Origin of the sequence: Roseivivax marinus (assembly GCF_900109705.1) — a bacterium.
GTDB classification, from domain to species: Bacteria; Pseudomonadota; Alphaproteobacteria; order Rhodobacterales; family Rhodobacteraceae; genus Roseivivax; species Roseivivax marinus.
Map to the genome: position 1 here is coordinate 186,559 of NZ_FOAI01000006.1, position 20,690 is coordinate 207,248.

25 protein-coding genes and 1 other RNA gene are annotated in these 20,690 nt (G+C 68.9%); 9 read left to right on the top strand and 17 right to left on the bottom strand.

Translation table 11 applies throughout. The features are described 5' to 3' along the window. The first annotated feature begins 104 nt into the window (after positions 1 to 104). Positions 105 to 824 carry a hypothetical protein gene (locus BMX29_RS19805; RefSeq protein ID WP_092812247.1) on the top strand — a complete coding sequence of 240 codons (720 nt, stop codon included), beginning with the start codon at positions 105 to 107 and terminating at the stop codon, positions 822 to 824. Between the two features lie 28 nt (positions 825 to 852). On the opposite strand, the gene BMX29_RS09590 is transcribed toward BMX29_RS19805, so the two are convergent. Then, entirely contained in the window at positions 853 to 1,113 is a 261-nt protein-coding gene (locus BMX29_RS09590) for a BolA family protein (protein WP_043844647.1), read from the bottom strand. A gap of 75 nt (positions 1,114 to 1,188) precedes the next feature. Here BMX29_RS09590 and BMX29_RS09595 point away from each other — a divergent pair, with 75 nt between their 5' ends. After that, positions 1,189 to 1,818, top strand: coding sequence for a DnaJ domain-containing protein (locus BMX29_RS09595; RefSeq protein WP_043844648.1), 630 nt, complete (start codon positions 1,189 to 1,191; stop codon positions 1,816 to 1,818). Positions 1,819 to 2,101: 283 nt separating this feature from the next. On the opposite strand, the gene msrB is transcribed toward BMX29_RS09595, so the two are convergent. From msrB to BMX29_RS09615, 4 genes are all read right to left on the bottom strand, one after another. Continuing rightward, positions 2,102 to 2,602 carry a peptide-methionine (R)-S-oxide reductase MsrB gene (msrB, locus tag BMX29_RS09600; protein WP_043844649.1) on the bottom strand — a complete coding sequence of 167 codons (501 nt, stop codon included), beginning with the start codon at positions 2,600 to 2,602 and terminating at the stop codon, positions 2,102 to 2,104. Between the two features lie 149 nt (positions 2,603 to 2,751). Further along, the gene (locus tag BMX29_RS09605; RefSeq protein WP_043844650.1) at positions 2,752 to 3,315 is read right to left on the bottom strand and encodes a fasciclin domain-containing protein; all 564 of its coding nucleotides are present in this window, start codon (positions 3,313 to 3,315) and stop codon (positions 2,752 to 2,754) included. Positions 3,316 to 3,510: 195 nt separating this feature from the next. Continuing rightward, entirely contained in the window at positions 3,511 to 4,221 is a 711-nt protein-coding gene (locus BMX29_RS09610; protein WP_092812249.1) for an anti-sigma factor, read from the bottom strand. Then, positions 4,218 to 4,775 (bottom strand): sigma-70 family RNA polymerase sigma factor, encoded by a 558-nt coding sequence (locus BMX29_RS09615; RefSeq protein ID WP_043844652.1) that lies wholly within the window; start codon positions 4,773 to 4,775, stop codon positions 4,218 to 4,220. Before BMX29_RS09615 ends, BMX29_RS09610 begins: the two co-directional genes overlap by 4 nt. 275 nt (positions 4,776 to 5,050) lie before the next feature. On the opposite strand from BMX29_RS09615, the gene cobS reads away from it, so the two are divergent. Further along, positions 5,051 to 6,037, top strand: a complete 987-nt coding sequence (gene cobS, locus BMX29_RS09620; RefSeq protein ID WP_043844653.1) for a cobaltochelatase subunit CobS — start codon at positions 5,051 to 5,053, stop codon at positions 6,035 to 6,037. Further along, complete coding sequence (locus tag BMX29_RS09625; protein WP_092812251.1) at positions 6,037 to 6,375, top strand: hypothetical protein; 339 nt, start codon at positions 6,037 to 6,039, stop codon at positions 6,373 to 6,375. Before cobS ends, BMX29_RS09625 begins: the two co-directional genes overlap by 1 nt. Positions 6,376 to 6,397: 22 nt before the next feature. Here BMX29_RS09625 and BMX29_RS09630 read toward each other — a convergent pair whose 3' ends face one another. Further along, positions 6,398 to 7,021, bottom strand: coding sequence for a M48 family metallopeptidase (locus BMX29_RS09630; RefSeq protein WP_175471168.1), 624 nt, complete (start codon positions 7,019 to 7,021; stop codon positions 6,398 to 6,400). On the opposite strand from BMX29_RS09630, the gene BMX29_RS09635 reads away from it, so the two are divergent. Next, a complete protein-coding gene (locus tag BMX29_RS09635) occupies positions 7,020 to 7,361 on the top strand; it encodes an OmpA family protein (RefSeq protein ID WP_092812369.1) in 342 nt (113 codons plus the stop codon). The two genes, BMX29_RS09630 and BMX29_RS09635, sit on opposite strands and share 2 nt — an antisense overlap. A gap of 138 nt (positions 7,362 to 7,499) precedes the next feature. Here BMX29_RS09635 and BMX29_RS09640 read toward each other — a convergent pair whose 3' ends face one another. Then, complete coding sequence (locus BMX29_RS09640) at positions 7,500 to 8,066, bottom strand: 5-formyltetrahydrofolate cyclo-ligase (protein WP_092812255.1); 567 nt, start codon at positions 8,064 to 8,066, stop codon at positions 7,500 to 7,502. Next, entirely contained in the window at positions 8,063 to 9,460 is a 1,398-nt protein-coding gene (mgtE, locus tag BMX29_RS09645) for a magnesium transporter (RefSeq protein ID WP_043844657.1), read from the bottom strand. The genes BMX29_RS09640 and mgtE overlap by 4 nt, the downstream gene beginning before the upstream one ends. Before the next feature lie 148 nt (positions 9,461 to 9,608). Between mgtE and guaD the strand changes: the two genes are divergently transcribed. Then, positions 9,609 to 10,898 (top strand): guanine deaminase, encoded by a 1,290-nt coding sequence (gene guaD / locus BMX29_RS09650; RefSeq protein WP_092812257.1) that lies wholly within the window; start codon positions 9,609 to 9,611, stop codon positions 10,896 to 10,898. Positions 10,899 to 10,961: 63 nt separating this feature from the next. On the opposite strand, the gene BMX29_RS09655 is transcribed toward guaD, so the two are convergent. The 5 genes from BMX29_RS09655 to BMX29_RS09675 form a co-directional block, all read right to left on the bottom strand. Then, positions 10,962 to 11,384, bottom strand: a complete 423-nt coding sequence (locus BMX29_RS09655; protein WP_092812259.1) for a CAP domain-containing protein — start codon at positions 11,382 to 11,384, stop codon at positions 10,962 to 10,964. A gap of 105 nt (positions 11,385 to 11,489) precedes the next feature. Further along, entirely contained in the window at positions 11,490 to 11,918 is a 429-nt protein-coding gene (locus BMX29_RS09660; RefSeq protein WP_092812261.1) for a CAP domain-containing protein, read from the bottom strand. Positions 11,919 to 11,953: 35 nt separating this feature from the next. Next, entirely contained in the window at positions 11,954 to 13,300 is a 1,347-nt protein-coding gene (locus tag BMX29_RS09665) for an 8-oxoguanine deaminase (RefSeq protein ID WP_092812263.1), read from the bottom strand. A gap of 31 nt (positions 13,301 to 13,331) precedes the next feature. Further along, on the bottom strand, positions 13,332 to 14,150 hold the full coding sequence (gene hisN, locus BMX29_RS09670; protein ID WP_092812371.1) for a histidinol-phosphatase: 819 nt from the start codon (positions 14,148 to 14,150) through the stop codon (positions 13,332 to 13,334). Between the two features lie 87 nt (positions 14,151 to 14,237). Beyond that, positions 14,238 to 14,633, bottom strand: coding sequence for a helix-turn-helix domain-containing protein (locus BMX29_RS09675; RefSeq protein ID WP_043844661.1), 396 nt, complete (start codon positions 14,631 to 14,633; stop codon positions 14,238 to 14,240). 283 nt (positions 14,634 to 14,916) lie between these two features. On the opposite strand from BMX29_RS09675, the gene BMX29_RS09680 reads away from it, so the two are divergent. Then, the gene (locus BMX29_RS09680) at positions 14,917 to 15,915 is read left to right on the top strand and encodes an NADPH:quinone oxidoreductase family protein (protein ID WP_092812265.1); all 999 of its coding nucleotides are present in this window, start codon (positions 14,917 to 14,919) and stop codon (positions 15,913 to 15,915) included. A gap of 273 nt (positions 15,916 to 16,188) precedes the next feature. Next, a complete protein-coding gene (locus BMX29_RS09685; RefSeq protein ID WP_092812267.1) occupies positions 16,189 to 16,971 on the top strand; it encodes a Bax inhibitor-1/YccA family protein in 783 nt (260 codons plus the stop codon). A gap of 116 nt (positions 16,972 to 17,087) precedes the next feature. Here BMX29_RS09685 and BMX29_RS09690 read toward each other — a convergent pair whose 3' ends face one another. From BMX29_RS09690 to BMX29_RS09705, 4 genes are all read right to left on the bottom strand, one after another. Continuing rightward, on the bottom strand, positions 17,088 to 17,597 hold the full coding sequence (locus BMX29_RS09690) for a GNAT family N-acetyltransferase (protein ID WP_092812269.1): 510 nt from the start codon (positions 17,595 to 17,597) through the stop codon (positions 17,088 to 17,090). Positions 17,598 to 17,719: 122 nt separating this feature from the next. Continuing rightward, positions 17,720 to 17,887, bottom strand: coding sequence for a 50S ribosomal protein L33 (gene rpmG, locus BMX29_RS09695; RefSeq protein ID WP_005856346.1), 168 nt, complete (start codon positions 17,885 to 17,887; stop codon positions 17,720 to 17,722). A gap of 218 nt (positions 17,888 to 18,105) precedes the next feature. Further along, positions 18,106 to 18,494: RNase P RNA component class A (gene rnpB, locus BMX29_RS09700), an RNA gene on the bottom strand. Positions 18,495 to 18,527: 33 nt separating this feature from the next. After that, entirely contained in the window at positions 18,528 to 19,238 is a 711-nt protein-coding gene (locus BMX29_RS09705; protein WP_043844665.1) for an alpha/beta fold hydrolase, read from the bottom strand. 165 nt (positions 19,239 to 19,403) lie between these two features. Between BMX29_RS09705 and BMX29_RS09710 the strand changes: the two genes are divergently transcribed. Next, complete coding sequence (locus BMX29_RS09710; RefSeq protein WP_175471169.1) at positions 19,404 to 20,603, top strand: BaiN/RdsA family NAD(P)/FAD-dependent oxidoreductase; 1,200 nt, start codon at positions 19,404 to 19,406, stop codon at positions 20,601 to 20,603. Positions 20,604 to 20,690: the final 87 nt, after the last annotated feature.

A 20,690-nucleotide genomic window follows, 5' to 3' on the forward strand; every position in this document is an offset into this window, starting at 1 on the left:
CCGGACCGGGTCCGGGGCGAAAGCTTGCCGGGATCCCCCGCACGGCTTTCCCCGGCGTCCCGCCGCAGGTAGGATGCGCGCCGCACCGAAGAGCAGGTAACGCAATGCCCAACTACGAATACAAGGTCCTGCCAGCGCCCTCCCGTGGCGAGAAGGCAAAGGGCGTGAAGGGCAACGAGGCCCGCTTTGCCCATGCCATAGAGAAACTGATGAACGAGATGGCGTCCGGGGGCTGGGAATACCAGCGCGCCGAGACGCTGCCGTCGGAAGAGCGGTCGGGCCTGACGGGCTCCGTCACGGTCTGGCGCACGATGCTGGTCTTCCGCCGTGCCACCGGCGACGGCGACGCGGAATTGAAGCCCCGGATGCTCGAGGCCCCTGCCCCGAAGCCGGCGCCCTCGGTTTCGACTGCCGCACCTGCCGCGGCCGCGGTGGCTGCACCGGCGGTCACCCCGCGCGACGCCCGGCCCGCTCAGGAACCTCGGACCGATGAACCGCGCGCCGCGACGGAGCAGACAGAGCCCGCGACGCAAGTGCCGCAGGAAGCGCCCATAGACGAACTGTCAGCCGCTCTGGCGTCGGCGCCCGTTCCGACGGAACCGGCCCCCGCGGACCCAACCGACGCGGACCAGAACGAGGCGGATCAGCCGGGAGACACCGCGAACCTGCAGCACGCGTTGCAACCCGGTCCCGCACCCGAGAAGCCGTCCGCGCCGGAGGGCTGGCACGACAACGGCGTCGAGGAGACCGAACAGGTCCGCGATCTCTCGGCCATCCTGCGGGCCCGCGCCGCGCAGTCGCCCGACGACCCGGACGACCGCTAGGCCACCGAACACAAGGGCATCGCCACGCTCAGGGCGTGGCGAGGTCCATCGACAGCGCGTGGATCTGGCCCACGAGGTCTTCGCCCAGCGCCTTGTGCACCGCCCTGTGACGGGCGATGCGCGACAGCCCCTCGAACCGGGACGAGCGGATCACCACGTGGAAGTGGGACTCGCCGCCCTCCTGAAATCCAGCATGTCCACGATGGCTCTCGCTGTCGTCGTGGACCTCAAGATGGTCCGGTGAAAACGCCTCGCGCAGGCGTGTCTCGATTTCCGATGTTCGCGACAATTTTCGCCTCCAAACCCCTAACATCCGGCCGCGTTTTGTCTAAACTCCGGCGTCCGAGTCGAAAAGAGGTGCCCCATGAGCAAATCCGATCCCTTCGGTTTCGACATGTCCGTGTCCTCGGCCAAGAAGAAAAACCCGCGTGGCCGGCGGGGGATGTCCGGTGAATCCGAGACGTCGACCCGCATTTGCGACCACGAGGGATGCGACCAGCCGGGCAAGTTCCGTGCGCCGAAGGCTCCTGACGTGCTCGACGATTTCTACTGGTTCTGCAAGGACCACGTCCGCGAATACAATCTCAAGTGGGACTTCTTCCACGGCAAGACCGAGGCCGAGATGAACGCGCAGGCGACCTCGGACAAGGTCTGGGACCGCCAGACCAAGGACTGGCGCGATCCCGAGGCCCGCGCCTGGGCGCGGCTCGGCATCGAGGACCCGCACCAGGTTCTCGGCAACAACGCCACGCGCAATCCCGGGCGGAACGGCGGCGGCAGCTCCAGCAAGCGCCTGCCGTCCACGGAGCGGCGCGCGATCGAGATTCTCGAGGCGAAGGAAGACTGGTCGAAGGCCGAGGTCCGCAAGGCCTACAAGGCGCTCATCAAGGTTCTGCATCCCGACATGAACGGCGGCGACCGCAGCCAGGAAGAGCAGCTTCAGGAGGTCATGTGGGCCTGGGACCAGATCAAGGAAAGCCGAAACTTCAAGTGACCGGAATATGAACAGCGAAAGGCTGCATTTTCCTATCGACTTTCAATCCCGGGTTGAATAGCCTGTAGGCGCGTCACACCGATCGCGCCTCGATCCCAACCGGCGGTCGGCTCTTTTCCCGGTGGCGTCGGTCCGTTCGTCCCCTTCGGACCGTCGCTTCCGGGAGCGCACCTCTCAACATGGACTTTCCCTTGATTAGGCCCGGCCCCCGACGAACCGGGGGCCGGGCCGATCTTTTGGAACTCGAACGTCAGCGCGGGGCCGAAAACGACCCCGCGTGCGCTCAGGCTTCCTGAAATTTCAGCGAGACGCCGTTGATGCAGTGGCGCAGACCCGTGGGCTCGGGGCCGTCCTCGAAGATGTGGCCCAGGTGCGAGCCACAGTTGGAGCAGTGGACCTCGGTGCGGACCATGAAGAACGACCGATCGGGCTTGGTGCCGACGGCGTCCTCGGCGATCGGCTGCCAGTAGCTCGGCCAGCCGGTGCCGCTGTCGAACTTGTGCTCCGAGGAATAGAGCGCCTGGTCGCAGCCGCGGCAGACATAGGTGCCCTCGGTCTTGAGATCGTGAAGCGGCGATGAAAAGGCCCGCTCGGTGCCTTCTTCGCGCATCACGCGGTACTCGGCATCGCTGAGCATCTCGCGCCATTCCGACTCGGTCCGGGTCAGCGGGAACGTCTCCTCGCCCTCGGCGGCGGTGGCGGTGGCGCCGCGGGTCACTGCCCCGGCGGCGGTGCCGAGCCCCAGAATGGCGGCGGTGCGGGTCATGAAGTCGCGTCTCATCATGGTGTCGGGCCTCCTCGCGGAATGAACAGGGTCGGTGATGCGCCGGGACCGGCGCCGCCCCGCCGGGAGGGACACCGGCGGGGCGACGGGTCGGCGCCCGTCCGCTCATTAGATAGTCAGTGCGGACGCCCCGACAAAATGCGGATCGCTCAGCCCGCCTGTCCAGCGGGCAGAAGCACACGGTCGATCACGTGGATGACACCGTTGGACTGCTGCACGTCGGCGATGGTCACGGTCGCGCTGCGGCCGTTCTCGTCGGTCAGGGTGATGGTGTCGCCGCTCATCTCGGCCTGAAGCGTGCAACCGCCCACGGTCGGCACCGGGTGCATCCCGCCGTCATCGGCGATCATGCCCGCGATGGCGTCGGACATCGCGTTGGTCGCGACCACGTGGCAGGTCAGGATCTGCGCCAGCTGCTCCTGGTTCTCGTCCATCATAAGCGCGTTGAGGCTGTCCTCGGACAGCATTCCGAAGGCCTCGTCGGTGGGCGCGAAGACGGTAAAGGGGCCTTCGCCGTTCAGCGTGTCGACCAGACCGGCCTGCTGGACCGCGGCCACGAGCGTGGTGTGGATCGGAGAGTTGACCGCGTTCTCGACGATGGTGCGGTCGGCGAACATGTCGGCGCCGCCGACCTGCGGGTTGTCCTGGGCGGTAGCCGCGCCGGCGATGAACGCGGCGCCGGTCAGGGCTGCGAGAAATGTCTTGGTGGTCATGACGTATCCTCCCTCGAGGGGCTTTTGCTGTGCGTCCCGACGTTCATCGCCGGGGACACATGCACCCACGGGCAGGAGCGGACCGGGGTTTCACCCCCGGTCTCACACGACGGACACGTTCAGGTCAGGGATGTTTCAACGGGCGGTGATCGGCGGCACGGCGACGCGCTGCCGGCGAACCGGACCCGGGCCGGTTCAGAACGGCAGCACCGGCGCGGTGCCCACGACCGGACCGGTCGGCAGGCCGGTGATCGAGCCGCCCGGGGGCTCGCGGCTGACGGCAAGCGTCGCACCCCCTAGGTCCGCGGCGACGACGTCCGCCAGCGGATAGCGCACGCGCTCTTCGGTTCGAGGCACGAGGCCCAGCGACACCGGCGCCGCGCCTTCCTGCACCAGCCACAGCTCGAGATCGGCACCCGCCGGCACCTCGCCCTGTTCGCGGATCACCAGCAGTTCGCCGGCCTCGGCGAAGTAGCCCGCGTGGATCGCAACCGGCAAATCCTCAAGTGTCACGTCCGCCACCAGCACCGGCTGTTCGGGCCCGCCACCCCCGACGAGGCCGAAGGACACCGCAGCCCAGAGCGCCATGGCCGCGAGCGCGCCGCCAATGCCGTAGGGAATGATCTGCCGCAGCGGCGACCGGCTCCAGCGTCCGAGCGTTTCTCCGAATGCCGTCGCTTCGATCCGCCGCTTCACCGCCGCCGCAGGCGCCGTCTCGGGGATCGCGTCCACCAGCCGCGCGAGATATTCGGTCCAGAGCACGACCTCGTCGACCAACGCGTCCTCGTCGGCGAGCCGCGCCTCGAAGGCCTCGGACTCCGCATCCGACATGAGGCCGAGGACGTATTCCGCCGCCAGCGCCGTGCCGCCGTCCTCGGGGCCGACCGTATCCACGCCCACGCTCATCGGGCCAGGCACTCGCGCAGCTGGATCAGCGACCGCCGCAGCCAGGTGCGCACGGTGTTGAGCTTGATCCCCGTGGCCTCGGACAGTTCGGCATAGGTGAAGCCGTCGAGATAGGCGCTGCGCACCAGCGCCGCGCGATCGTCGGGCAGCTCGCGCAGGCACGCGTGAAGGCGCTGCGCCTCCGAGCGTTCCTCGGTGATGTCCTCGGGGCCCGGGCCGGTGTCGGGCATGGTGTCGGCAAGATCGAGCGCCTCTGCCGGCCGCGCGGGGCGCCGGCGGCGGCGGTCCACGGCAATGTTGCGGGTCAGCGTGATGAGCCACGTCATCGGCGAGAACCCGTTCACGCGGTAGGCGTCGGCCCGGTTCCAGATCCGGACATAGGCCTCCTGCAGGGCCTCCTCGGCCTCGGCGCGATCGCCAAGCACGCGCAGGCAGATGCCGAAAAGCTTCGCCGAGGTCCGGTCATAGAGCGCCGAGAACGCCTTCCGGTCGCCCATCGCGATGCGGGCGAGCAGCTCCTCGATCTCTTCGTGCGGGGTCTTCTGGATCGTCATCTGCCGTCCGGGTGGCGCTTTGGGGGGCCGGGCCGCCACCGGCCCGGACTGGTCACCCGGGTCCCCTGCCCGGCCCTGCCGGCCGCATCAGGATCGGGCCATACCCAAGAGGCTTAGCCGCCGCGCGTCCGCCTGTCGATCCTTCCCCTTGCCCCCCGTCGCGATATGTTGCACCACGGACCCCGCGCCGCGCCCCCTCCGGGGCCGCGCGGAGCGGGCCCGGAGGGGGCGCGCGACACCTGCCGAAACGGGACAAGACGAGGACGGAGCAGCACATGGCGGACGGTTCGATCGACATCAACGCCAAGCCGACCGAGGAGATTTCGGTCCGCGACGTCTTCGGGATCGACACCGACATGAAGGTCCACGGCTTCGCAGAGCGCACCGAGCGCGTGCCGGAGCTCGACTCGACCTACCGGTTCGACCCCGACACGACGCTGGCGATCCTCGCGGGCTTTGCCCACAACCGCCGCGTCATGATCCAGGGCTACCACGGCACCGGCAAGTCCACGCATATCGAGCAGGTCGCCGCGCGGCTGAACTGGCCCTGCGTGCGGGTGAACCTCGACAGCCACATCAGCCGGATCGACCTCATCGGCAAGGATGCGATCAAGCTGAAGAACGGCGTGCAGGTCACGGAATTCCAAGAAGGAATCCTGCCCTGGGCCCTGCGGAACCCGACCGCGATCGTGTTCGACGAATACGATGCCGGCCGCGCCGACGTGATGTTCGTGATCCAGCGCGTGCTGGAGGTGGACGGCAAGCTGACGCTGCTCGACCAGAACGAGGTGCTGCACCCGCACCCGTTCTTCCGCATCTTCGCGACCGCGAATACGGTGGGCCTCGGCGACACAACTGGCCTCTACCACGGCACCCAGCAGATCAACCAGGGTCAGATGGACCGCTGGAGCCTCGTCGCGACGCTCAATTACCTGTCGATCGACGCCGAAACCGAGATCGTTCTGTCCAAGTGCCCGGCCTACGACACGGACAAGGGCCGCAAGACCGTCCGCCAGATGGTCACCGTCGCGGACCTGTCGCGCACCGCGTTCATGTCGGGCGACCTGTCGACCGTGATGAGCCCCCGGACGGTGATCGCCTGGGCGCAGAACGCCTCGATCTTCCACGACATCGGCTATGCGTTCCGCGTGTCGTTCCTCAACAAGTGCGACGAGCTCGAGCGTCAGACCGTGGCCGAGTTCTACCAGCGCTGCTTCGACGAGGAACTGCCCGAGAGCGCCGCGCGCGTCGCGATCCGCTGATGCGCGGGGCGCCGCTGGCCGGCGCCCTGATCCTTGTTATCACCCTACCCGCTGTGCCCCTGCGCGCCGCCCAGAGTGACGCCGCCGACTGCGCGGCGTTCTGGGAGGGCTTCGCTCGTTATGCCGACATCTCCGCCTATCTCGACGGCGCGGCGGATGCCCGCGCCGACGCAGAGCGTTTTCGGGCAGAGGCAGACCCCGACGACGCCGGCCGGATCCACCGGGACGCCCGCGACTGGGTGCTTCGCCTCGATGCGATGATCCGCGGAAATGACCCGCAGAGCACCGAAGTCTTCGAGCGGACGGCAGCACGCTGCGGCAGGCCCTCGGAAAACTGAGCGCCCTTCGGAAGCGCCTGCCTCAGGCCTCGATCATCTCGCGCAGTTCGCGGATGCGCGCCTGCGGGGCGGGATGGGTGGCAAGGAACTCGGGCGGTCGGTTGGGCTGAGCGGCCTGCATCCTCTCCCACAATTGCACGGCCGCCTGAGGCTGGAAGCCCGCGTCGCGCATGAGGGTCAGCCCAAGGCGATCGGCCTCCAGCTCCTGCTGGCGCCCGTAGGGCAGCGCCAGCCCGTAGCGCAGGCCGAGCCCGAGCGCGGCCATGATCTCTTCGTCGAACTCGATGTCCGACTGCCGCAGGAAGAACGCCACCACCCGCTGGAGCGCGTTCTGGGCGCGGGCGTTGCCCATCCGCTCTCGCGCGTGATCCGCCTGCAGGTGCCCGATCTCGTGGCCGATGATGGCGGCCAGCTGATCGGGGCTCTGGGCGAGGTCGTAGAGTCCTCGGAAGACGCCGATGCGTCCGCCCGGCAGCGCGAACGCGTTCACCTGATCGGAGTCGAACGCCACGACGTCCCAGTCCGAGGGCGTCCCGCCGGCGGTTTCGATCAATCGGGTGGAGAGGCCCTGCACCGTCTCGCGGAAGGCGCGATCGTCGCTCTCTGGCGTTTCCGCCCGGATCCGTTCCCACGCTTCCGCTCCCATGCGCGCGGCCTCGGCCTCGGACATCTACTTCGACACCAACGAGGCGACGCTGACGCCCAAATCCGACGCCGCGCTCGCTGAGATGGCGAAGCTGCTCTCGGACAATCCCGACATCGACGTCTACATCGTCGGTCACACCGACACCGTGGGCGGCTACGACTTCAACCTCGACCTCTCGCGTCGCCGTGCGCAAGCGGTCGTCGACGCGCTGGTCGGGAGCCACGGGGTCTCGGCGGATCGGGTCGTGCCCGCCGGGGTCGGGCCCTTGGCTCCAGTCGCATCCAATGCAACGGGCGACGGACAGGCCCGGAACCGCCGGGTGGAGCTTGTGGAACGGTAAGGGGCGGCGTGAAACGGAACGGCGCTGCGATACTGGCCAGCCGACTTGGGCCAGATCAGCGGCAGTCGTTCATGCGTGTCCTGCCCGGGTCACGAAACTGCGCGGACTTCGCGTGCGACCGCGATGCCCCTGCCCCACTCAGACCGGCGTGAGGATGTCGGCCTCGGTAACGATCAGGTCGAGGCGCTGGTCGGTGGGTTCGGTGGGCAGCGTATCGGCCTCCTGCGCAGCGAAGGCGAAGCCGATGGCGAGCGTCGGACGCGCCGCGCGTAGACGGGCGAGCGTACGGTCGTAGAAGCCGCCCCCATAGCCAAGCCGGTCGCCCGCCCGGGTAAAGGCGACGAGCGGAACGATCAGGACCTCGGGATCGATCAGATCGAGCGTCTCCGGAATGGCGGCACCGAAGGGGCCGGTCCGGAGCGGCGTGTCCGGGGTCCAGCGCGCGAAGTCGAGCGGCTGGCCCGCACCCCGGATGACCGGGGTGGCCACGGGCCCGTGAGCCACGGCCTCGGCCATCGCGGGGCGGGGGTCGATCTCGGTCCGGATCGGCATGTATCCCGACAGCGGCCTTCCCCGGTGCGCGGCGAGAACCTCGCGCAAGAGGCGCGCAGGATCGGCCGGGCGCGCATTGAAGGCGGCCTTGCGCCGGTCGAAGGCCGCGCGGCGGGCCGCGGCCTTGGGATCGGGGGCGGTTTCTTCGGTCACAGCAACACGATCACGGCAAGGCCGAGGAAGGCGAAGAAGCCGACCACGTCGGTCACCGTCGTCACGAACGCGCCCGAGGCAAGCGCGGGGTCCACGCCGAGCTTTTCCAGAACGATGGGAATGCCGATCCCGGCGAGGCCCGCCACCACGAGATTGATGACCATTGCCGCCGCGATCACCCCGCCCAGCTGCGCCGAGCCGAACCACAAGAGCCCCACGATCCCCATGATGAGCGCGAAGGCCGCACCGTTCACGAGGCCTACCACGACCTCGCGCCGGATCACCCGCAGCGCGTTCGATCCGGTAAGGTCACGCGTCGCGAGAGCGCGCACCGCAACCGTCAGCGACTGCGTGCCCGCATTGCCGCCCATGGAGGCCACGATGGGCATGAGCACGGCGAGCGCGGTGAGCTGGGCGATTGCGTTCTCGAACTGCGCGATCACCAGCGAGGCCAGTACCGCCGTCACAAGGTTCACCGCGAGCCAGGGGAAACGCTGGCGTGTGGTGGCGATCACGCTGTCGGACAGCGAGCTTTCCTCGCCCACACCGGCGAGGCGCAGGATGTCCTCTTCGTTTTCCTCCTCGAGCACGGCCATGGCGTCGTCGATGGTGATGACGCCGACCAGCCGCTCGGTCTCGTCCACCACCGGGGCCGAGATCAGGTGGTACTGGTTGAACGCGTACGCCACGTCGCCTTCGTACCGGGACACCGGGATGACATGGAAGCTCTCGTCGGTGATCGAGTTCAGCAGCACCTCGCGGCGCGAGCCCATGAGCTTGCCGAGCGCCACCTTTCCCACCGGCTTGAGCCGCGGATCGACGAGGATCACGTGGTAGAACTGATCCGGCAGGTCGTCCGAATTGCGCAGGAAATCGATGGCCTCGCCCACGTTCCAGTGCTCGGGCGCCATCACCACCTCGCGCTGCATCAGGCGGCCGGCAGAGTATTCCGGGTAGGTCAGCGATTGCTGAACGGCGATCCGGTCGGGATCGTCCAGAACCTCGAGGATCGCTTCCTTCTGCGGCTCCTCGAGGTCTTCCAGCAGGTCGACCACGTCGTCCGAATCGAGGTCCCGCACCGCGTCGGCGAGGACCTTCGGATTGAGGATGCCGATGACCTCCTCGCGGATGCCCTCGTCGAGTTCGGTCAGGATGTCGCCGTCGAACTCCGCCCCGTAGAGCCGGATCAGACGCATCCGGTCGAAGGCGTTGAGCTGTTCGATCAGGTCGGCGATGTCGGCGGGGTGCAACGGGTCGAGCAGTTCGACCAGCTTGTCGCGGTCGGAGACGTCCACCGCGTAGACGATCGAGGCGATCGTCTTTGGGTCGAGCGCGTAGGCGTCGTCTTCGGCGGCCTCCGGCTCGGGGGCGATGTCCGTCTGCTCTTCGCTCATGCGCCGCGCCTCCTTGGTCTGTCGTCCGCCGGTCCGGGCGGACCATAGGGCAGCCCCGGGAAAAGCAACAGGGGCCGCGATTGTCCTCCGGCACGGGCGCGATTAGGGTCGCGCGTCTGCGGCTCACGGCGATGAAAGGACGGGCACGATGGATGAAATCGTTCTGCGGGGCCAGGTGTTGCGCACCGAGGGAAACCCGTTCCGCGAGGGGACAGACGCACTGCGGATCGACCCCGACGGCGCCGTGGTCGTGGCCGCGGGACGCATCGCCGCGGTGGGCGACGGCGCGACGCTGGTCGCCGCCCATCCCGGGGCCGAGGTGATCGAGCATCGCGACGCGCTGATATGCCCGGGCTTCGTGGACGCCCACGTGCACTACCCGCAGACCGCGATCATCGCGAGCTGGGGCAAGCGGCTGATCGACTGGCTGAACGCCTACACCTTTCCCGAAGAGATGCGCTTCGGCGATCCGGACTACGCCGCGCGCATGGCCGAGGCCTACCTGGACCTGACCGCCGCGCACGGCACCACGACCGTGGCGAGCTACTGCACCGTCCACCCTCAAAGCGTCGATGCCCTGTTCACCGCCGCCGAGGCGCGGGGCCAGCGGGTGCTGGCGGGCAAGACCTGCATGGACCGCAACGCCCCCGAGGGCCTGCTGGACGACGCGCGGCGCGCCTATGACGACTCGAAGGCGCTGCTCGGGCGCTGGCACGGACGCGGCCGGCTGTCCTACGTCATCACGCCACGCTTCTCGCCGACCTCGACGCGCGCGCAACTCGAGGCGCTGGGGGCGCTCTGGGCCGAGCATCCCGACTGCCTGATGCAGACGCACCTGTCCGAGCAGACCGACGAGGTGGCCTGGGTGCGCGAGCTGTTCCCGGAGGCGCGCGATTACCTCGACACCTACGAGCGCGCGGGCCTTCTGGGGCCGAACGGCCTCTATGGCCACGCGATCCATCTCGCGCCGCGCGAGCGCACCCGGCTGGCCGAGGTGGATGCCGCCCTCGTGCACTGTCCGACGTCGAACACCTTCATCGGTTCGGGGCTCTTCGACATGGACGGACTGACCGCGGCAGGATTGCGCATCGGGCTGGCCACCGATACCGGCGGAGGGTCGTCGTTCTCCATGCTGCGGACCATGGCCGCGGCCTACGAGGTCGGTCAGCTGCGCGGTCGCCCCCTGCACGCGGCCGAGCTCATGTGGCTTGCCACCGCCGGGTCGGCGGAGGCGCTGCGGCTGGGCGACCGGATCGGGCGCGTGGCGCAGGGCTATGAGGCGGATCTCTGCGTGCTCGACCTCGCTTCGACCCCGGCCCTCGCGCTGCGGGCCGAGCGCGCCCACGACGCGTGGGAGGCGCTGTTCGCGACGATCATGATGGGCGACGACCGGGCCGTGCGCGAAACGTGGATCGGTGGCCGCAGGGTCGACCGCTAGGCGGCTTGCGGGACGGCGGGCGGGGCGACGGCGCAGCCGAGCGCCGTCGCGGCGTCGTCAGCATCAGCAGCCGGGCTGCGCGGTGACCAGCACCCACACGTTGCCCGGCATCCGCACGAGGCCGTATTCCGTGGCCATCCGCGCCAGCAGGATGCGCCGGTGCGACGGCGAGGCCGCCCAGTCGCCGATCACCGAATGGATGTCTCCCTGCCCGCGCGCCAGCGCCTCGCCGATATAGCAGTAGCGGTAGCCCCTGGCGCGGGCGCGGTCCGAGATCCGCTCGCCCCGCGGACCGAAATGGGTCGTCCGGCCGCTGCGCATGAGGTAATCGCCGTGCCCGAGCGCGAGCCGCTCCAGCGCCGGGTTCGCGCGCAAGGGGCCGAGCCCGTTCTGCCGGCGGAATGCGTCAAGCGGTTGGGCCGCCTCGGCCCAGAGCGGCAGCAGGCACAGCAGGGCGGCGAACGCGTGGCGCAGGCGACAGAGCATGAGGCGACCTCCGGTATGGAACCGGCTCCGTCATGCCCCGAACGCTCGCTGCTGATCCAGCGCAAGATACTGAAAAATTTAATCTAATTCCCCCGTCTCGGCTGGTCAGCAGCCGCGGCGGCCGACCACGAGGACCCACACGTTGCCCCCGGTCCGCGCCATGCCGTACTCGGCAAAGTCGCGGTGCAACAGGTTCCGCCGGTGAGACGGCGAGCGCAGCCAACCGCGCAGGACAGCGTCTTCGCTACGGTGTCCCCGCGCGAGGTTCTCGGCGACCTGGCAGTAGTCGTATCCCGCCGCGCGCGCGCGATCGCCGATCTGCCCCTGGGGGCCGGAATGGCTCAGCCGGCCCAGCCGGGCGAGATAACGTGCGTGTTCCCGCGCGACCGCATCGAGCGTCGCCGACCGCGCGAGCGGCGCGAGGCCGTGCGCCGAACGGATATCGTTCACGGCCGCCTGAAGCGGCAGGGAGGACAGGCAAAGGATCAGCGCGGCAACGCCAGACACACGCGAAAGGATGTTTCCGAAAGACATATTTACACGCTCTACGGTACCTTCAGTTCGCTGCCTTATAGCGTCGAGGCAAGCCGCCGGGCCAGCGTTCTCTGCTGTTCCAGCACCAGCGGCAGCTCGAACGGCAGGAACTCGCCATCCCGGACCACCGCGCGGCCCTCGACATAGAGATCGCGCACCTGGCTCGGCCCGGCCAGCAGCAGTGCGGCCGGGTCCCAGCTGCCCGCAGTCTCCACGCCCCGCGTGTCCCAGATCGCGAGATCGGCGCGGAAGCCCGGAGCGACACGCCCCAGCACGTCGCCCCGGCCCAGCACCTCGGCCCCGCCGCGCGTGGCGATCCACAGCGCCTCGGCCGGGCTCATGGCGTCGGCCCCGCGCGAGACCCGCTGAAGCAGCAGTGACATGCGCGCCTCGGCCGCGAGGTTACCCGAGTCGTTCGAGGCCGACCCGTCCACGCCCAGTCCGACGGGGACGCCGGCGTCGCGCATCGCACGCACTGGCGCGATCCCCGAGCCCAACCGGCAATTCGAGCATGGGCAATGCGCCACGCCGGTCCGGGTCCGGGCGAAAAGGTCGATCTCGGCCCCGTCGAGCTTGACGCAGTGGGCGTGCCAGACGTCCGGGCCGGTCCAGCCCAGATCTTCGGCGTACTGCCCCGGTCGGCAGCCGAACTGCGCCAGCGAATAGGCGACGTCTTCATCGTTCTCGGCGAGGTGCGTGTGCAGCATCACGCCCTTGTCCCGCGCAAGAAGCGCCGCGTCGCGCATCAGCTCGCGACTGACCGAGAACGGCGAACACGGCGCGATCCCGACACGCACCATCGCCGCCGGGTCCGGGTCGTGAAAGGCGTCGACCACGCGGATGCAGTCTTCGAGAATCGCGTCCTCGTCCTCGACCAGCGCATCCGGCGGCAGACCTCCGGCGCTCTCGCCGATGGACATGGCGCCGCGCGTCGGATGGAACCGCAGCCCCACCGCGTCGGCCGCGGCCACGGTGTCGTCCAGCCGTGCGCCATTCGGATAGAGGTAGAGGTGGTCCGAGGTCATCGTGCATCCGGACAGCGCCAATTCCGCCAGCCCGGTCAGCGCCGAGACGTGCATCTCGTCCGGCCCGAAGCGCGCCCAGATCGGATAGAGGGTCCGGAGCCACCCGAAGAGCAGCGCGTCCTGCGCGCCCGGCACAGCTCGCGTCAGCGTCTGGTAGAGGTGGTGATGGGTGTTCACGAGCCCCGGGGTGACGACGCATCCGCGTGCATCGACGACCTCCGCCCCGTCCGCGTCGAGCCCCTGCCCCAGCTCGACAATCGCGCCATCCCGAAGGCGGATGTCGACCTGCGAGAGCCGCGCCTCCGGCGTCTCCATCGTCAGCACGGTGTCGGCGCCGCGGATCAATATCTCGGCCATCCCGGTGCTCCCCTTGCCGCCCGGCGGCGCCTCAGCCCGCCAGCGCGGCAAGCGCCGCCGCGTGCAGTTCCGGCGTCGCCGCTGCCAGCGCGCGGCCCCCGTGCAGGACCGGACCGCCCTCCCAGTCCGTGACGATGCCGCCCGCGGCCTCGATCACCCCGATCGGCGCCTGGATGTCGTAGGCGTGAAGCCCGGCTTCGATCACCAGGTCCACATGGCCCGCGGCAAGAAGCGCGTAGGCGTAGCAGTCGCAGCCGTAGCGCGTCAGCCGGACCTGCCGCGCCACGCGACCGAAGGCTTCCGCGTCGCCGCGCGTGCCGACCTCGGGAAAGGTGGTCATCAGGGTGGCGTCCGCCAGCGAGGCGGTTCCCCGCGCCCGGAGCGTCCCGCCGCCGTGCGGCCCGGCGTAGGTGGCGCGCCCGAGACCGCCCTCGAACCGCTCGCCGATATAGGGCTGGTCGATCAGGCCGTAGATCACCCGGTCCCCGGTCGAGACCGCGACCAGCACGCCCCAGGTCGGCGTGCCCGACATGAACCCGCGCGTGCCGTCGATCGGGTCGAGCACCCAGGTGAGCCCGCTGGTGCCGGGCGTGGTCCCCGCTTCCTCGCCGAGAATCGCATCCTCGGGGCGCATCTCGGCCAGCACGGCGCGCATGGCGGTTTCCGCTGCCCGGTCGGCCTCGGTCACCGGGTCGAAGCCGCCGGCGTCCTTGTTGTCGACGGACAGCCCGGTGGCCCGGAAATGCGGCAGGATCGCCGCGCGCGCCGCATCCGCGGCCGCGTGGGCGGCCGCGACGAGCGACCGGGCAGTGCCGGCGTCGAGATCGTAGAATGTCGGGGTGTAGGTCATCATGGTGTCCGTCCGGTCCCTGCCCGTGGGGCTAGACCGGACGGCACGTGATGACAAGCGTCAGCCGTCCTCGTCGAACGGAGGCTTTCAGGCGACGTCAGAGAGAACGCGCGCCAGTTCGAACAGGCGGCGGCGCTGGTGTTCGGGGATGGCGTAGTAGGAGCGCACGAGATCCAGTGCTTCCTTGTCGCCGAGGATGTCGGCCGGAACCGCGTCGGTGGTCGGCATCGCCTCGTGCCCGGCCTCGGACATCTCGGCTTCGGTGGCCTCGAGACCCTCGAAGAAGAAGCTGACCGGCACGTCGAGCGCGTCCGCGATATCCCAGAGACGGGACGCGCTGACCCGGTTGGCCCCCGTCTCGTACTTCTGGATCTGCTGGAACTTGATGCCCACACGCTCGGCGAGCTGTTGCTGCGTCATACCGACGAGCCAGCGTCGATGTCTGATCCGTTTCCCGACATGCACGTCCACAGGATGCGTCATTCTTGGTTTCCTTGCGCCATCACGTTTCGCTACAAGACCCGTCCGGCCCCCGGGGTTCCCTGTCACTGGAACCCACCCGGTCAGATCCGCTATTGGCGTCGTGCACCCCTACGACATGTGTCGGGTTTACGCCAAACAACGCAGCCGGGCAAGAAAAACCGATTGCTCGCCCCTTGGTAGGCCCTGTGCGTTCACGAAGGGCAGTCGCCGGGAAACATTCGCAAATCGTCCCGGGAATAACGCGGAATTCACGCAACTTACCGTAAGTAAAGGCAGATTATCGATGACAAATCACGGCAACGGTACCGAACCCGACGTTCGCGCATGGCGTGTGTCCGCGGCAGGAACGCCACCATCGATAAGTGACGTTACGTTACGAGCCCCCGGCCCGGGTCAGATCCGCGTCCGGATCGCGGCCTGCGGCCTGAACTTCGCCGACCTTCTCATGGTCAAGGGCACCTACCAGGAGACGCCCGAGCCGCCCTTCACTCTCGGACTCGAGGTCGCGGGCACCGTCACCGCCACCGGGCCGGACGTTGATCACCTCGCCGTGGGCGACCGCGTGGCGGTCTACGGCGGTCACGGCGGACTGGCCGAGGAAGGAGTTTTCGACGCCATCCGCGCAGTACGCCTGCCCGACTCCATGACAGCGGTCGAAGCCGCTGGTTTCCAGATCGCCTACGGCACCAGCCACGTGGCGCTCGACCATCGGGCCCGCCTGCAGCCGGGCGAGACACTGCTCGTCCTCGGCGCGGCCGGCGGCGTCGGACTGACCGCGGTCGAGATCGGCAAGCGCATGGGCGCCACGGTGATCGCCTGCGCCCGCGGCGCCGATAAGCTCGAGGCCGCCCGTGCCGCCGGCGCCGACCACCTCCTGGACGCAGAGACCGACGACATCCGTGAGGCAGTAAAGGCGCTTGGCGGGGCGGACGTGGTCTACGATCCCGTGGGCGGCGATCAGTTCACCGCCGCGCTGCGCGCCTGCAAACCCGAGGCGCGCATTCTCGCCATCGGCTTCGCCAGCGGCGAGGTGCCGCAGATCAAGGCCAACCACCTGCTGGTCAAGAACGTCTCGGTGCTCGGTCTCTACTGGGGCGGCTATCTCGCCTTCCGCCCGCAGGTGGTCACCGACAGCCTCGCCACCCTGATCGGCTGGTATGCGGACGGCAAGCTGCACCCGCATGTGAGTCACGTCCTGCCGTTCGAGCGCGCCGACGAGGGCCTCGAACTCCTGCGGACCCGGCAGGCCACCGGCAAGGTGGTGATCGAGATGCCCTCCTGATCGCCGCACGCGCGGTCCGCTGTCCCGGCCCGGCGCCCTCCTCCGGACCGCCGGGCCGCCTGCCGCGTCTTCCACCTCGAAGTGTCCCGGGGCTCCGAGTCTGAGGCCCGGTCAGTTCCGTCCCGTCCGCCTGCCCTGCAGACGTCGCCCTGCGACATGTCGTACGGTCGCCCGCGCCACGCCGGAACTATCTTGAAAAGCCGTTCCCCACCCCCGATATTACCTGCAAATCCGGGCAAACGTCCGGGCACAGGGTTCAATTCGGAGGCATCAATGGCAGACTACAACACGATCCGCACCGGGACAGCGGCCGGCGCCCGCACCGGTGAGGTCGATGCGGGCCTGCGCGCCCACATGAACAAGGTCTACGGCACCATGTCCGTGGGCACTTTCATCACTTTCCTCGCGGCGTGGGCCATCTCGGGTCTCGCCACCACTGCCGATCCGTCGGCGGGCGTCGCGCAGATCAGTTCGGACACCTACCTGACGCAGCTGGGCTCCGCGCTCTACACGTCGCCGCTCAAGTGGCTCATCATGTTCGCGCCTCTGCTGTTCGTGTTCGGCTTCTCGGCCGGCATCAACCGGATGTCTGCCGCGACCGCGCAGACCGTATTCTACGTCTTCGCCGCGGTGATGGGTCTGTCGATCAGCTCGATCTTCCTGGTGTTCACCGGCTACTCGATCATCCAGGTCTTCCTCGTGACCTCGATCGCCTTCGCGGGCCTGTCGCTCTGGGGTTACACCACCAAGAAGGACATTTCGGGCTGGGGTTCGTTCCTGATCATGGGCGTGATCGGCCTGATCGTGGCGTCGATCATCAACATCTTCCTCGGCTCGCCCGCCATCGCCTTCGCGATCTCGATCCTCGGCGTGCTGATCTTCGCGGGCCTGACCGCCTACGACACCCAGCAGATCAAGAACGAGTACATCGAGCACGCGCGGTACGGCGACAGCGAGTGGCTCGGCAAGTCGGCGATCATGGGCGCCCTGCGTCTCTACCTCGACTTCATCAACATGTTCATGTTCCTGCTGCAGCTTCTGGGCAACCGCGAGTGAGCAAGCTTCGGGCCTGACGGTCCGGACACGGAAAAAAGAGCCCCGCTGGTCGATCCGGCGGGGCTTTTTCGTGCGTGACGGGATGACAGGTCTGCTCCGGCCCAGAATGCGCCGCGTCAGAGGCTCCGGCGCATCAGGACCGCGGGGAAAGCGATGCCGCGGGGCAATTCGACGCTGATCGGACCGACCTCGACGAACCCGAGTGCGCGGTAGAACGGGACGGCGGTCAGCGTCGATTGGCAGCGTAGTTCGGTCACGCCCCATTCTGCCGCATCGGCCGCCACACGGCCCAGAAGCGCGCGTCCGATTCCGCGCCGGGTCCGGGTGTGATCGGTCACAACGTGTCGGACGTGGCCAATGCCCGCCCTGCCCGCGCGTTGGCCCGGCGCAGCGATCGACCATCCCCCCGCGCCGACCACGTCGCCCTCGGCTTCGGCAAGGAAGAACGTCCCGGAGTCGAGAAGGGCGGGCTGGGCCCTGGCAATGACGGGAATCGAGGTGACGAAAACCGAGGGCGGGTAGTCCGCCCGCAGGAGGGCGGGATACGACGCCTTGAACAGTGCGTCGACCGCGTCGAGATCCTCCGGCGTCGCGCGCCGGATGGCGAGAGCGTCGATGGCGGACATGCCTGGCCTCCGAGTGAGCCGCGCCAGCGTACCCCGCCCGGCCCGATCACGCCAGCACGCACGAAAACGCCGCCCGCACGTGGCGGACGGCGCCCTGTCCCTCGCGATGCGAGGCGGAAGGCTTACTTGATCTTGCCTTCCTTGTATTCGACGTGCTTGCGCGCAACCGGGTCGAACTTCCGGATCGTCATCTTCTCGGTCATCGTCCGCGCGTTCTTCTTGGTCACGTAGAAGTGGCCGGTGCCTGCGGTTGAGTTCAGGCGGATCTTGATGGTGGTCGGCTTCGCCATGTGTCGGTCTCCTTCGGGCGGGCACGCGAGTCTCCGGGCGCGCGGCCCGTGAAATCTGAAGTCCGCCTTCTACACGGGACGCGGGCCATGTCAACCGGGTGCCGGCGCGATCTGCGGGCGGCGCCGATCGAGTGCGGCGGATCGAGAGCATGGCTCTCGCGCTCCCGGGATATCTTACCAGGAAGAAGGCGCGGCCTCCTTCGGGGTGAAGGTCTCGGATGCGCGGAGGGCCTGTAAGCCGGATTCTGTCTGCACCCCTCGCGGGGCGGAGATGACCATTCCTCTGGGCCGCCGGTTGCCCGGCGGCTCGAGCTGCCAACCCGGATCCCTCGGGCCGAAGCCGCCCTGCGCACGCGAGGCGTCCGCGCGGGATCCCTATTTGGCATTGCTCCCGGTGGGGCTTGCCATGCGGGCGCCGTTGCCGGCCCCCCGGTGGGCTCTTACCCCACCGTTTCACCCTGACCCGGTCGCGTTGACCGGGCGGTCTGTTCTCTGTGGCGCTATCCGTCAGGTTGCCCTGCCCGGGCGTTACCCGGCACCGTCTCTTCGGGGAGTCCGGACTTTCCTCGGACGGGACAGGCCCGCCCGCGGCCATCCGGCCCTCCGCGCAGGGCTCACATATGGGGCGCGACCGGCGTGGTCAACGCAGGATAAGCGGCGCCTCGAGCCAGTCCGACAGCGCGTCGGTCACCGCGTCCGGCGTCTCGATGCTGGGCAGGTGGCCGGCATCCTCGATCATCTCGAGCTGTCCGTGCGGCACCAGTTCTGCCAGGAAACGCTGGCGCTTTTCGGGCACGAGCGTGTCGTGCGCGCCCGCCAGAACCAACACGGGCACGCGCGCCTTGCGCAGCGCCGCCTGCTGGTCCTTGCGCCGCTGGAGCGCCCTGATCTGGCGCAGGAGCGCGTCCTTGCCGAGGTCGCGCGCCATGGTCATGAGCTGTGCGTGGCAGACCGTGCGGGTCGCGCCCGGGGCCAGCGCCGAGGCCGGAATCTCGCCCGAGATCGCGTCCTCCATGCGCCCGCCGCGCAAGGCCACGACCCGGGGTTCGCGCGCCGCGGCCTCGGCCGGCGTGTCGGGCAGCGGCGTCGTCGCCAGCAGGGCGAGCCGTTGCACGCGGTCGGCGGCCCGGCGCACGATCTCCATGGCTACCATTCCGCCGAAGCCCTGCCCGGCCAGCGCGAAACGCGACGGCAGGTGTGGCAGGGCGGCGCTGGCGATTTCCTCGATGCGCTCGCCCGAGGCGGCGGGCAGAATCGTCACCGGCACGCGCCGGGACAGCACCTCCACCTGCCGCGTGAAGACCCGCGCGTCGCAGCCGAAGCCGGGGATCAACACCAGCGGTTCGCTCATCGGGGCCTCGGGATGGCCGAAGGTCGGGACATGCTCTCCTCGTGCGTGATCGGGCCCCGATCGTGCCGTGCCGGGGCGTCGCGCGACCTTATCACCTCGCGCGGCGGGGAAAAGACGGCACGGCGGGGCTTGCGCAGACCCGCGCACCGTGGTCCCTGCCCCGCCATGGAAAACGGCACCACGCGACAGGTTCGCACGCTGATCCTCGGGGCCGGGGCGGCGGGCATGATGTGCGCGGCCCAGGCGGGGCCGGGCTGTCTTGTGGTGGACCACGCGAAGAAGCCGGGCGAGAAGATCCGCATCTCGGGCGGCGGGCGCTGCAACTTCACCAATCTCGACATTCGACCCGAGTGCTATCTCGGCGAGAACCCGCATTTCCACAAGTCTGCGCTGGCGCGCTACACCCAGTGGGATTTCATCTCGATGGTGTCCGAGCACGGCATCGGCTGGCACGAGAAGACGCTGGGCCAGCTCTTCTGCGACGACAGCGCCCGCGACATCATCGAGATGCTGCGCGCCGAGATGGGCCCGGCCGAGCTGTGGCTCTCGACACAACTGGTCGACCTGCGCCACGACGGCACCTTCGTGGCAACGCTGGAGCGGGAGGGCCGTCGCATCGACGTCCGCGCCGAGCGGCTGGTGGTGGCGACGGGTGCCAAGTCGATCCCGAAGATGGGGGCCACGGGGCTCTCCTACGACATCGCGCGGCAGTTCGGGCACCGCGTGACGGAAACACGGCCGGGGCTCGTGCCGCTGACCTTTCCCGACGGGCGCTTCAAGCCCCTGTCGGGCGTGGCGGTCCCGGCCCGGGTGGCAACGGACCGCGCGGCCTTCGACGAGGGGATGCTGTTCACCCATCGCGGGCTTTCGGGCCCGGCAGTGCTGCAGGCGTCGAGCTACTGGCGCGAAGGCGAGGCGGTCGAGATCGACCTCGCGCCCGGCACCGACCTGGCCACCGCACTCCGCGAAGGGCGCGCGGCGCAGGGGCGGCGGGCACTGACGACCGAGCTGGCCCGGCACCTGCCCCAGCGGCTGGTGGCGCACCTCTCCGAGACGATGGACCTGTCCGGCAAGCTCGGCGACCTCTCGGACGCGCGCATCGCGGCGCTGGCCGAGGCGCTGGGATGCTGGCGCCTGGTGCCGGCGGGGTCCGAGGGCTACCGGACCGCCGAGGTGACGCTGGGCGGCGTGGCGACGGACACGCTGTCCTCGCAGACGATGGAATCGGCGCAGGTGCCGGGGCTCTACTTCATCGGCGAGGCGGTGGACGTGACCGGCTGGCTCGGCGGCTACAACTTCCAGTGGGCGTGGTCGTCGGGATGGGCGGCGGGTCAGGCCATCAGTGCCGCGCAAGGCACCTCGTAGACCGCAGCACGCGTGCTGGATATGTCATGAAAGATACATAAAACCGTTACCTTTCACGGCGCCCCCTCCCGTTCTGTCATGAAGGCG

Bases quoted from the DNA above. Each gene is read 5' to 3' on its own strand.
- BMX29_RS19805 (WP_092812247.1), top strand. From the start codon at position 105: ATGCCCAACTACGAATACAAGGTCCTGCCAGCGCCCTCCCGTGGCGAG.
- BMX29_RS09595 (WP_043844648.1), top strand. From the start codon at position 1,189: ATGAGCAAATCCGATCCCTTCGGTTTCGACATGTCCGTGTCCTCGGCC.
- msrB (WP_043844649.1), bottom strand. From the start codon at position 2,602: ATGATGAGACGCGACTTCATGACCCGCACCGCCGCCATTCTGGGGCTC.
- BMX29_RS09605 (WP_043844650.1), bottom strand. From the start codon at position 3,315: ATGACCACCAAGACATTTCTCGCAGCCCTGACCGGCGCCGCGTTCATC.
- BMX29_RS09610 (WP_092812249.1), bottom strand. From the start codon at position 4,221: ATGAGCGTGGGCGTGGATACGGTCGGCCCCGAGGACGGCGGCACGGCG.
- BMX29_RS09615 (WP_043844652.1), bottom strand. From the start codon at position 4,775: ATGACGATCCAGAAGACCCCGCACGAAGAGATCGAGGAGCTGCTCGCC.
- cobS (WP_043844653.1), top strand. From the start codon at position 5,051: ATGGCGGACGGTTCGATCGACATCAACGCCAAGCCGACCGAGGAGATT.
- BMX29_RS09625 (WP_092812251.1), top strand. From the start codon at position 6,037: ATGCGCGGGGCGCCGCTGGCCGGCGCCCTGATCCTTGTTATCACCCTA.
- BMX29_RS09635 (WP_092812369.1), top strand. From the start codon at position 7,020: ATGCGCGCGGCCTCGGCCTCGGACATCTACTTCGACACCAACGAGGCG.
- BMX29_RS09630 (WP_175471168.1), bottom strand. From the start codon at position 7,021: ATGGGAGCGGAAGCGTGGGAACGGATCCGGGCGGAAACGCCAGAGAGC.
- mgtE (WP_043844657.1), bottom strand. From the start codon at position 9,460: ATGAGCGAAGAGCAGACGGACATCGCCCCCGAGCCGGAGGCCGCCGAA.
- guaD (WP_092812257.1), top strand. From the start codon at position 9,609: ATGGATGAAATCGTTCTGCGGGGCCAGGTGTTGCGCACCGAGGGAAAC.
- BMX29_RS09655 (WP_092812259.1), bottom strand. From the start codon at position 11,384: ATGCTCTGTCGCCTGCGCCACGCGTTCGCCGCCCTGCTGTGCCTGCTG.
- BMX29_RS09660 (WP_092812261.1), bottom strand. From the start codon at position 11,918: ATGTCTTTCGGAAACATCCTTTCGCGTGTGTCTGGCGTTGCCGCGCTG.
- BMX29_RS09665 (WP_092812263.1), bottom strand. From the start codon at position 13,300: ATGGCCGAGATATTGATCCGCGGCGCCGACACCGTGCTGACGATGGAG.
- hisN (WP_092812371.1), bottom strand. From the start codon at position 14,150: ATGACCTACACCCCGACATTCTACGATCTCGACGCCGGCACTGCCCGG.
- BMX29_RS09675 (WP_043844661.1), bottom strand. From the start codon at position 14,633: ATGACGCATCCTGTGGACGTGCATGTCGGGAAACGGATCAGACATCGA.
- BMX29_RS09680 (WP_092812265.1), top strand. From the start codon at position 14,917: ATGACAAATCACGGCAACGGTACCGAACCCGACGTTCGCGCATGGCGT.
- BMX29_RS09685 (WP_092812267.1), top strand. From the start codon at position 16,189: ATGGCAGACTACAACACGATCCGCACCGGGACAGCGGCCGGCGCCCGC.
- BMX29_RS09690 (WP_092812269.1), bottom strand. From the start codon at position 17,597: ATGTCCGCCATCGACGCTCTCGCCATCCGGCGCGCGACGCCGGAGGAT.
- rpmG (WP_005856346.1), bottom strand. From the start codon at position 17,887: ATGGCGAAGCCGACCACCATCAAGATCCGCCTGAACTCAACCGCAGGC.
- BMX29_RS09705 (WP_043844665.1), bottom strand. From the start codon at position 19,238: ATGAGCGAACCGCTGGTGTTGATCCCCGGCTTCGGCTGCGACGCGCGG.
- BMX29_RS09710 (WP_175471169.1), top strand. From the start codon at position 19,404: ATGGAAAACGGCACCACGCGACAGGTTCGCACGCTGATCCTCGGGGCC.